The 9,529-nt window shown below is 65.1% G+C and carries 10 protein-coding genes; 4 read left to right on the top strand and 6 right to left on the bottom strand.

The features are described 5' to 3' along the window. Both DTW89_RS17705 and tsaE read right to left on the bottom strand, forming a co-directional pair. Positions 1-401 (bottom strand): AMIN domain-containing protein (locus DTW89_RS17705; protein ID WP_114656881.1); only part of this gene is annotated, 401 nt, incomplete at its 3' end. Continuing rightward, a complete protein-coding gene (tsaE, locus tag DTW89_RS17700) occupies positions 398-940 on the bottom strand; it encodes a tRNA (adenosine(37)-N6)-threonylcarbamoyltransferase complex ATPase subunit type 1 TsaE (RefSeq protein WP_114656884.1) in 543 nt (180 codons plus the stop codon). The genes DTW89_RS17705 and tsaE, both read right to left, overlap by 4 nt. Between tsaE and queG the strand changes: the two genes are divergently transcribed. Then, positions 923-2,002: a tRNA epoxyqueuosine(34) reductase QueG gene (queG, locus tag DTW89_RS17695; protein WP_236637199.1), complete on the top strand. Its 1,080-nt coding sequence runs from the start codon at positions 923-925 to the stop codon at positions 2,000-2,002. The two genes, tsaE and queG, sit on opposite strands and share 18 nt — an antisense overlap. A gap of 55 nt (positions 2,003-2,057) precedes the next feature. Here queG and DTW89_RS17690 read toward each other — a convergent pair whose 3' ends face one another. Both DTW89_RS17690 and DTW89_RS17685 read right to left on the bottom strand, forming a co-directional pair. After that, positions 2,058-2,765: a GDSL-type esterase/lipase family protein gene (locus tag DTW89_RS17690; RefSeq protein ID WP_114656879.1), complete on the bottom strand. Its 708-nt coding sequence runs from the start codon at positions 2,763-2,765 to the stop codon at positions 2,058-2,060. Next, positions 2,762-3,667, bottom strand: a complete 906-nt coding sequence (locus DTW89_RS17685; RefSeq protein ID WP_114656878.1) for an AEC family transporter — start codon at positions 3,665-3,667, stop codon at positions 2,762-2,764. Before DTW89_RS17685 ends, DTW89_RS17690 begins: the two co-directional genes overlap by 4 nt. 124 nt (positions 3,668-3,791) lie before the next feature. Between DTW89_RS17685 and DTW89_RS17680 the strand changes: the two genes are divergently transcribed. The 3 genes from DTW89_RS17680 (at position 3,792) to DTW89_RS17670 (ending at position 6,812) form a co-directional block, all read left to right on the top strand. Further along, a complete protein-coding gene (locus DTW89_RS17680) occupies positions 3,792-4,754 on the top strand; it encodes a tripartite tricarboxylate transporter substrate binding protein BugE (protein ID WP_024814512.1) in 963 nt (320 codons plus the stop codon). A 65-nt stretch (positions 4,755-4,819) separates the two neighbouring features. Beyond that, entirely contained in the window at positions 4,820-5,719 is a 900-nt protein-coding gene (gene xerD, locus DTW89_RS17675) for a site-specific tyrosine recombinase XerD (RefSeq protein WP_114656877.1), read from the top strand. Positions 5,720-5,822: 103 nt separating this feature from the next. Then, positions 5,823-6,812 carry a Bug family tripartite tricarboxylate transporter substrate binding protein gene (locus DTW89_RS17670; protein ID WP_114656876.1) on the top strand — a complete coding sequence of 330 codons (990 nt, stop codon included), beginning with the start codon at positions 5,823-5,825 and terminating at the stop codon, positions 6,810-6,812. Positions 6,813-6,918: 106 nt separating this feature from the next. Here DTW89_RS17670 and DTW89_RS17665 read toward each other — a convergent pair whose 3' ends face one another. Together DTW89_RS17665 and DTW89_RS17660 are read right to left on the bottom strand one after the other, a co-directional pair. After that, a complete protein-coding gene (locus DTW89_RS17665; protein WP_114656883.1) occupies positions 6,919-8,202 on the bottom strand; it encodes an EAL and HDOD domain-containing protein in 1,284 nt (427 codons plus the stop codon). A gap of 66 nt (positions 8,203-8,268) precedes the next feature. Then, entirely contained in the window at positions 8,269-9,468 is a 1,200-nt protein-coding gene (locus tag DTW89_RS17660) for an EAL and HDOD domain-containing protein (RefSeq protein WP_114656882.1), read from the bottom strand. Positions 9,469-9,529: the final 61 nt, after the last annotated feature.

Below are 9,529 nucleotides of genomic sequence, written 5' to 3'. Positions count from 1 at the left end.
AGCGTAAACACCTGGGGCAGCGCAGCCTGCTTGAGATCAATCACCAGACGCACCACCCCCGGCGTGTTCTGGCCCGCGCGGATGCCGGCAATGTTGGGGTCGTCGGGTTTGACTTTGGCCACCAGCTCGCGCAGTTCGGGGCTCAGGTCGATGCCTTCAATGTCCAGCGCCAGGCGGGGCGGGGTGGTAACGAAAAACTGCTTGGTGGTGAGTTGACCGTCGGATTCGATGGTGACGCGCGAATACTCGGGCGCCGGCCACACGCGCACCGCCAAAATGGTGGCGCCCCGCGCAATTTGCTGTGTGCCCAGCAGCAGCACCAGGCTGCCAGCCTGCAGCAGCGTGCGGCGCGACGGGGCGGACGGCAGGGAGGGGTGCAGCGGGCCGGGGTCGGGTGTCATGCGTTCATTCCTTGCAGCAGGCTGCGGCCCAGGGGCGTGTGGGCCAGCAGCGTGACCTTCCTGTCGGTTTCGTCAGTTGCTTCAATGTATATAGCAAGGTCGGCAAGCGGAGTAAGCGCCGCAGCCTTTTCTGGCCATTCTGCCACCTTGAGGCCCGGGCTGGCAAAAATGTCCCTGAAACCAGCGTCTTCCCATTCGCGCGGGTCGTCAAAGCGGTAGAAGTCGAAGTGCCACACCGTCGTGGCGTGAGGGGCGAGCCCCGGCGCCTCGTGTGGCTCAACCACGGCATAGGTGGGGCTTTTGATGCGGCCCTGCACGCCCAGCGCGCGCAGCAGGTGGCGCACCAGCGTGGTCTTGCCGGCCCCCAGATCGCCATGCAGCGTGAGGAAGGCATTGGCCAGCAAGGGCTGCGCGGCCAGCGTGCGGGCCCATGCCGCCGTGTCGTCTTCGCTGCGCCAGTTCAGCACGCGCGCGCCGTCGGCAGGGGCTTGTGGGGCGGAGGTTTCTACAATCCGGCCGATATGTGGTGCAACAGTCAACTCGTTCCTCAAGTGCGGGAGTGGGCCCGTGAGCTGGGATTTTCCCAAATTGGCGTGGCGGGCGTGGATTTGTCTGCGTCCGAGCCCGGATTGATGCAGTGGCTGGCGCAAGGGTTCCATGGCGACATGCATTACATGGCTGCGCATGGCCTCAAGCGCGCCCGCCCGGCCGAGCTGGTGCCGGGCACCGTGAGCGTGATCACCGCGCGCATGGACTACCTGCCGCGCGACATGTCCATGCAGGCGCATGGCGGCTGGCAGGCCGTGGAGTTTGCCCGCCTCGCGCGCCCGCAAGAAGGCATTGTGTCGGTGTATGCCCGGGGGCGCGACTATCACAAGGTGCTGCGTGCGCGACTGCAAAAGCTGAGCGACCGCATTGGCGAGGCCATTGGCCCTTTTGGTCACCGCGTTTTCACCGATTCGGCGCCGGTGCTGGAGGCCGAACTCGCCGCACGCAGCGGCCAGGGCTGGCGCGGCAAGCACACGCTGGTGCTCAACCGCGAAGCGGGCTCGATGTATTTTTTGGGCGAGATCTACGTGGACATGGCGCTGGCGCCGAGTGAGCCCGTCACTGCGCACTGCGGCAGCTGCAGCGCCTGCATCGACGTGTGCCCCACGCAGGCCATCATTGCGCCGCACCGGCTGGATGCGCGGCGCTGCATCTCGTACCTGACCATCGAGCACGCCGGGCCGATTCCGCTGGAGCTGCGCCCGCTGATGGCCAACCGCATCTATGGCTGCGACGACTGCCAGCTGATCTGCCCCTGGAACAAGTTTGCGCAGGTCAGCCGCCTGCCGGATTTTGACGAGCGCAAGGGCCTGGCGGGCCAGCAGCTGGTGCATCTGTTTGCCTGGGACGAGGCCACCTTCTTGCGCATGACCGAGGGCGGCCCCATCCGCCGTATTGGCCACGAGCGCTGGCTGCGCAACGTGGCCGTGGCGCTGGGCAACGCGCTGCGTGCCACGGGTGACGGGGCCGTGCGCGCGGCGCTGCAGTCACGGGCGCAAGACCCCAGCGAACTGGTGCGCGAACATGTGGCGTGGGCGCTTGAATTTGAGTGAAAAGTGCCTCTAGCCCTTTTAAAACAAGCGCTAGCAGCTATAAAAACAGGAGTAGTCAGCCCGTTGCCAGCAGCCCTGCGGCTTTGAGCGTGACCACCAGCCCCTCGACAAACTGCGCATAGCCCGCCGCATTGGCATGCACGCTGTCGGCGCGCAGGTGCTCGCTGGCCAGCACATCAGCCCAGCCTTTGCTGTGCAGCGGAATCTTCAGTGCGCTGGCAATCTCTTCGTACATGGCGTGATCGCTCAACCGGCCTGCCGCCGCCATCAGCGACAGCTCGGGCACGGCCACCAGCAGCACCTGCGCGCCACTGGCGCGGGCCTGCTCGCAGATCTGGCGCACATGGGTGCGTGTGACCGATGCGCTCTGGCGGCGCAAAAAATCGTTGCCGCCAATGCTCACGATCACCAGCGCGGGGCTGTGCGTTTGCAGCAGCGCGGGCAGTCGCTCCAGCGCCTGTGCCGCGGTGTCGCCTGAGACGCCGCCATTGATGACTTTCCAGCCTGTCAGGCGCTGCAGCACGGCGGGGTAAGCGGCGTCGGGTGATGCGCCCACGCCCGAGGTCAGCGAATCGCCCAGGGCCAGCACCGTGGCCCCGGGCGCAATGGGCTGGGCGCGCGGCGCTTTGCGGCCACAGGCGGCAAGCGGTGCCAGCAGCGCGCTCACCAGGCCGGCCGCCAGCACGCGCCGGCGCGAGGGGCGCGAAGTGTGCGAGGGGCGGGAGAGGCCGTACGCTTCGGGTGGGAGTGGTTGAGTCTTCATCGCAAAAATCCCAGCGCAAAAGGCAGGCTGACGACGCCCAGCAGCGTGGACAGTGTCACCAGCCCCGCCACATACGGGCCGTTGTAGCCCATGCGCGCGGCCAGCACATAGCAGGTGGAGGCCGTGGGCAAGGCCGAGAACGCCAGCAGCACGGTGGTCTGCACCGGGTTGAGCGCAAACAGCTGCGCCATGGCAAACGCGATGAGCGGTTGCACCAGGTGGCGAATGGCCAGCACGGCGGTGCTGAGCGTTTTGCTGCGCGTGAGCAGGCCGAACTGCATGCCCGCGCCCGCCGCCATCAGGCCCAGTGCCAGCGAGGCCGCGCTGATGCGGCTCACCGTGGGCTCCAGCCACTCGGGAATGCGAAAGCCCAGCAGGTTCGCCACCAGCCCCGAGGCAGTGGCAATGATGAGCGGGTTGCGCAGCAGTTCGCGCACAAAGCCATGCTGCCCGTGGCGTGCCATGGGCCATACGGCGGCCACGTTGAACAAGGGCACGCAGACACCGATCAGCACGGCAATCAGCAGCAGGCCCTGCACGCCGGCCAGCCGCTCGGCCAGCGCCAGACCGATGAAGGAGTTGAAGCGAAACGCCACCTGCGCGCTGGCTGCGTGGTCGCGGGCGTCAATCCGCTTGCCCAGCCAGGGCCAGTGCGGCAGGCTGTAGGCCAGCGCAATGCCCGCCAGACCAGAAAGCAGGCCCGCGCCAATCAGGCCCGACGCGGCGCCGATGTCCACCGGGCTCCTCACGATGGACTGGAACAGCAGCACCGGAAACAGCAGGTAGTACACCAGGCTTTCCACCGGCTGCCACACCGAGCGGTTGAGTGCGGTGTAGCGACAAACCAGGTAGCCGAAGAGGATGAGGGTGAAATCGGGGAGGAGGAGCTGGGCGTAATTCACGGCGGTGAGAATACCCGAGGGGGCCGTTGTGTGCGGGTTGGCCCCTATGGGGAATCCATAGGTCTGAGCGCCATGCGTTGCGCATACGATAGGCGGGTCTTTTATCCACACAAAGGAGAACTGAATGCACCGTCGTCAATGGCTTGCTCTCACCCTTGCAGCCGCTGCTGGCAGCGCCGCGGCCCAGGGCTATCCCACCAAGGTCATCAAGCTGCAAGTGCCGTTTGCACCCGGTGGCACCACCGACATCATTGCCCGCGTGATTGCAGACCCGTTGGGCCGCGCGCTGGGCCAAAGCGTGATCGTGGAAAACAAATCGGGTGGCGGCGGCATCGTGGGCGCCAACGAAACCGCCAAGTCGGCACCCGATGGCTACACGCTCGGCGTGGCCACGGTGTCCACCACGGCGGCCAATCCGGCCATCAACCCCAAAACGCCGTACAACCCGCTGACCGATTTCACGCCCATCATCAACATTGCGGCCACGCCCAACATCATTGCGGTGCACCCCAGTTTCGCAGCCAAGGACTACAAGTCGTTCGTGGCCGAAGTCAAGAAGTCCCCTGGCAAGTATTCATACGCGTCGTCGGGCACGGGCGGCATTGGCCACCTGCAGATGGAGCTGTACAAGAACCTCTCCGGTACCTTCGTGACCCACATTCCCTACCGTGGTGCAGGCCCCGCCCTGAACGACACCGTGGCCGGTCAGGTGCCCATGATTTTTGACAACCTGCCTTCAGCACTGCCCTTCATCAAGGAAAACCGCCTGGTGCCCATCGTGGTGGCTGCACCCGAGCGCGTGGCGGCGCTGCCCAATGTGCCCACCTTCAAGGAACTGGGCCTGGAGCCAGTGAACCGCATGGCCTACTACGGCATCGTCGGGCCCAAGGGCCTGCCCAAGGAGGTGGTGGACAAGGTCAACGCAGCAGTGCGCAAGGCGCTGCAGGATCCGGCCGTGAAAAAGCGCATTGAAGAAACAGGCTCGATCATCGTGGGCAACACCCCCGACCAGTTTGCCGCGCAGATCAAGGCCGAGTACGCGGTGTACAAAGACGTGGTGGCCAAGCAGAAGCTGACGCTGGAATAATCCGGCGGCTTGCCACGCCAGCCGCCCGCAGTCCGGGCGGCTTTTTTACGTGCTATCGTTTTTAGATGCTTGCTGCCAGCCTGACCGCCATCGATACCTTTGTGGACGCCCTTTGGCTGGAGGACGGCCTGGCCCGCAACACGCTGGCCGCCTACCGGCGCGACCTCACGCTGTATGGCACCTGGCTGGCTGGCCAGCAACCCGCACTGGCACTGGATGACACGGCCGAGCACCACCTGCAGGCCTATTTTGCCGAGCGCCATGCCCAAACGCGGGCCACATCGGCCAACCGGCGCCTGACGGTGCTGCGGCGGTATTTTCACTGGGCGCTGCGTGAGCGCCGCATCAGCGCCGACCCCACCGTGCGGCTGGAGGCGGCACGCCAGCCGCTGCGCGTGCCCAAAACCCTGTCGCAGGCACAGGTGGAGGCGCTGCTCAATGCGCCCGACGTGGGCACGCCGCTGGGCCTGCGCGATCGCACCATGCTGGAGCTGATGTATGCCAGCGGCCTGCGCGTGACCGAGCTGGTCACGCTCAAGACCTTTCAGCTTGGCCTGAATGAAGGCGTATTGCGGGTGATGGGCAAGGGCAGCAAGGAGCGTCTGGTGCCGTTTGGAGAGGAGGCGCGACTGTGGATCGAGCGCTACCTGCAGGAGTCGCGCGGCATGATTCTGGGCGGCCAGCAGACCGAGGACTTGTTTGTCACCCAGCGGGGCGCCGGCATGACGCGCGTGATGTTCTGGATGATCGTCAAAAAGTGGGCGGCAGTGGCGGGCATTACCGTGCCGCTGTCCCCGCACACGCTGCGCCACGCCTTTGCCACGCATCTACTCAACCATGGGGCCGACCTGCGGGTGGTGCAGCTGTTGCTGGGGCATGTCGATATCTCCACCACCACCATCTACACCCATGTGGCACGCGAGCGCCTGAAAGCGCTGCATTCACGCCACCACCCCCGGGGGTGACGGCGGTAACGGGGTGGCAGCGGGGATAACGGTTGAACGGTGCAGGCAGGCCCGCGCGATCTGCGCCAAAATCGGCAGCTTTCCCTGAACACCGAAAGCCGTCATGCCCTTCAAAAGCCGTCGCAGCCTGCTGGCCGCCCTGTGCCTGAGCGCCCTGGTGCCACCACTGGCCCATGCCCAATCCCAAACGGCCGCCTGGCCCGCCAAGCCCATCCGCATCGTCGTCGCTTACCCCGCAGGTGGGGTGAGCGACACGGTGGCGCGTGCGCTGGCGGACAAGCTGGCGGTGCAGCTGGGGACCCCGGTGGTCATTGAGAACAAGGCGGGCGCCAGTGGCAGCATCGGCGTGGATGCCGTGGCCAAGGCAGCGCCCGATGGCTATACCCTGGGCTTTGCCGCCATCAGCCCGTTGGCACTCAACCCCCATCTGGGCAAATCGCCGTTTGACCCGCAAAAAGACATTGCGCCCGTAGTCAGTGTCATGTATTCGCCCGTGCTGTTGCTGGGCACCCCGGCCAGCAAGGCGAAGGATTTTCGCGATCTGCTGGCCACCGCGCGCGCCAAGCCGGGGGAGATCCGCTGGACCACCTCGGGCCCGGCGTCGCTGGGCCACATCATGCTCGAGCAGATCATGGCCAGCGCACAGGTGCAGATCACCCATGTGCCCTACAAGGGGGGCGGCCAGCAGATGAACGATGCCCTCGGCGGGCAGTTTGAAGTGCTTTCCACCAATGCAGGCCCTGCGGTGCAGCAGCATGTGAAAGCGGGCAAGCTCAAGCCACTGGCCGTTGGTGCCCCTGCGCGGCTGGCCAGCCTGCCCGACGTGCCCACGCTGGCGGAGCTGGGCCTGCCTGCTGCCAACATGTCATCGCTGTTTGGCATTTACGCGCCAGCTCAGACCCCAGCTGCGGTGCTGGAGCGGCTCAATGCCGAGCTGAACAAGGCACTGGCACTGCCCGATATCCGCAGCAAGCTCGATGCCACCGACAACGTGCCCACGGGCGGCACGGCGGCCGAATTTGCCCGCCAGATTGCGCTGGAATCCGAGAGCAACGCCCGCATCATCCGCAGCGCGGGCATCAAGGCCAACTGACTCTGGGGGGCGGGCAGCCGAAAGCTGCTTCTTTTTTTCCCCTCGGAGCGGGGCCTTTCACGCCGCGCGTGCCGCCCCTTTGGAAGTGGGCGGCACGGTGACCGGATTAGTCTTCGTTCAGCGTTTCCGCCCAGGTGAGGGCTTGCAGGTGCGCCCAGTTGACCTGGCGGTTGGACAGGTGCAAGGACTCGGCGGCCTTGGCAAATGCGGCCTCGTCGCCGCTTTCGCAGGCGCGTGTGAGTTCGAGAAACGGCGCAAAAACACCGGTGCCGTGCAGCAGTGCGTCCGTCACGGGTTGGGGCAAGGCCACCGATTCCAGGGCTTTTTCCAGGGGCACGCCCAGCATTACATCCAGCAGTGAGAAAACGCCCACCACAAAGGCGTTGTCGCATTCCTCGGGTGGCAGCAACTCGGCGGCCAGCAACTCCATCAGGCGACCACGCACCACCGCAGTGGTTCCCACGGCCGGCGGGGGACCGCCTGCGCGCGACGTGGTCATGAGCAAGGCTGCCCAGCGGAACAGCTTCTTGAGGCCCAGGATCATCACGGCATGGCGGAACGACGTGACTTCGCACGACAGGCCAAAGCCCGACGAGTTGATGAAACGCAGCAGGTTGAAAGACAGCGTGGGGTCTTTCTTGAGCAGGTCTTCGATCTCGGCCGTGCTGGCCTGTTTGCGCACCAGGTTGATGAGCTGGATGATGGTGGCCTGCGACGGGCGTATGGTGGTGGCCTTCACCAGCGAGGGTTTGGCGAACCAGTAGCCCTGGAACAGCTTGACCCCCAGATCCGCCATCAACTGGTATTGCTCGGGGGTTTCCACCTTTTCTGCAATCAGCGTGGCCTGGCTGTGCATGCCGGCAAATTTGACCAGCGGTCCCGCCAACTCGGGCTTGAAGGCCTGCATGTCGAGCTTGATAAAGCCCGCCAGCGGCAACCACGACACATAGCTGCGCTTGAGCACATGTTGATCGAACGCCAGCCGGAAACCCCGGGTGCGCAAGGCGTCCAGTGTGGCCACCCGGGCTTCAATTTCCTCGGCCGTGGCGCTGTCGGCGAGTGGGGGCACTTCGAGCACCACCTTGTCGGGGTGGATGAGCTCCAGGTGCCCGCCGGCGAGGCTTTCATGCGTGCAGTTGATGAATACGGTCTTCTTGCCCACCAGTGCTTCGGTGCCGGCATACGACAGGGCATTGAACAGCAGTGCGGCATCACTGGCAGCGGTATGTGAGTCCGACGCCGTGGAGCGGTCGAACAGCTCGTAACCATAGACTGCTCGGTTGGCGTCCACGATGGCTTGGCGTGCAATGATGGCCAGATTGTCGGTCTCTGTGCCGTCTGGGGCAGCCACTTCGGCTTGCGGAATGTCTTGTTCGTTGGTGCTCGACATGGATACGCTGGTAAGGGTGTTGCGGGGGGTCCGGTCCATTCTAGACCGGAGGCTCTGCCCGCAAGGTCAGTCCGTGAGCTGGTCCGCCCAGGCCAGTGCCTGCAGATGGGCAAAGTTGATTTGCTGGCTGGACAGGTGCAGGGTGCCCGCTGCACGGTCAAACACGGCGTCATCGCTGGATTCGCAGGCCTCGGCGAGCGTGAGCAGGTCGCCCAGGAAGCCTTCGCGCCGCAGCAGGGCGTCCGCGACCTCATCGGGCACGCTCAGCAGGCCGAGCGCTGATTCGATGGGCATGTTCAGCATCACGTCCAGCAGCGAGAAAATGCCCGCCACAAACGCCAGATCGGCCTCTTCAGGGGGCAGGGTTTCCAGGGCCAGCAGTTCCATCAGCCGCCCACGCACCACGGCGGTGTGGCCCACCGGCGACGGCGTGCCACTGGAGCGCGAGGCGGTCAGCAGCAGGGCCGCCCAGCGGAACAATTTTTTCAGGCCCATGAGCATCACTGCCTGGCGGAAGGATGTGATCTCGCGGTTCAGGCCAAAGCCCGAGGAGTTGATGAGCCGCATGAGGTTGAAGGCCAGTCCCGCGTCTTTTTTGAGCACTTCCTCGATGTCGTCCGTGCTGGCCTGCTTGCGCACCAGGTTGATGAGCTGGATGATGCTGGCCTGCGAGGCCGGGAGCAGCTTGGCCTCGACGAGCGCGGGGCGGGCGAACCAGTAGCCCTGGAACAGATCAATGCCCTGGCTGGAAACCATGTCGTATTGCTGCGCGGTTTCCACTTTCTCGGCAATCAGCTCGGCCTGCGAATGCCGGCCGGCATAGCTGATCAGCACGGCCAGCTGGTCGGGGGCGAGTACCGACAGATCCAGCTTGATGTAGTCTGCCAGCGGCAACCAGGGCGCGTAGGCGGATTCGAGCACGGTGTGGTTGAACGCCAGGTGAAAGCCGCGTTCGCGCAACCCCGCCAGAATGGGCAGGCGGGCCACCACCTCGGCGCTGGCGGCATGGCCCAAGGGGGGGATTTCGAGCACGACTTTGTCGGGGTCCAACAGTTCGAGGTGACCACCCGCCAGGCTTTCATGGGTGCAGTTGACGAAGATGAGCTTCTTGCCCACCAGCTCTTCGGTTCCGGCATGGGAGAGCGCGGTGAACACCAAAATGACATCGGTGGCGGCCGTATGCCCTGCGCCTGTGCGTGAGCGGTTGAACAGCTCATAGCCCACCACCATGTGCTGCGCGTTCACGATCGCCTGCCGCGCAATCATGGCAACAGACGATTGGTTGGGGGGCGGCGGTGAGTTGGCACCGTTGGCAAGATGTGTGGAC

The organism is Acidovorax sp. BoFeN1, assembly GCF_003345135.1.
Taxonomy (GTDB): domain Bacteria; phylum Pseudomonadota; class Gammaproteobacteria; order Burkholderiales; family Burkholderiaceae_C; genus Acidovorax; species Acidovorax defluvii.
This window is presented reverse-complemented; position numbering and strand designations above follow the sequence as displayed.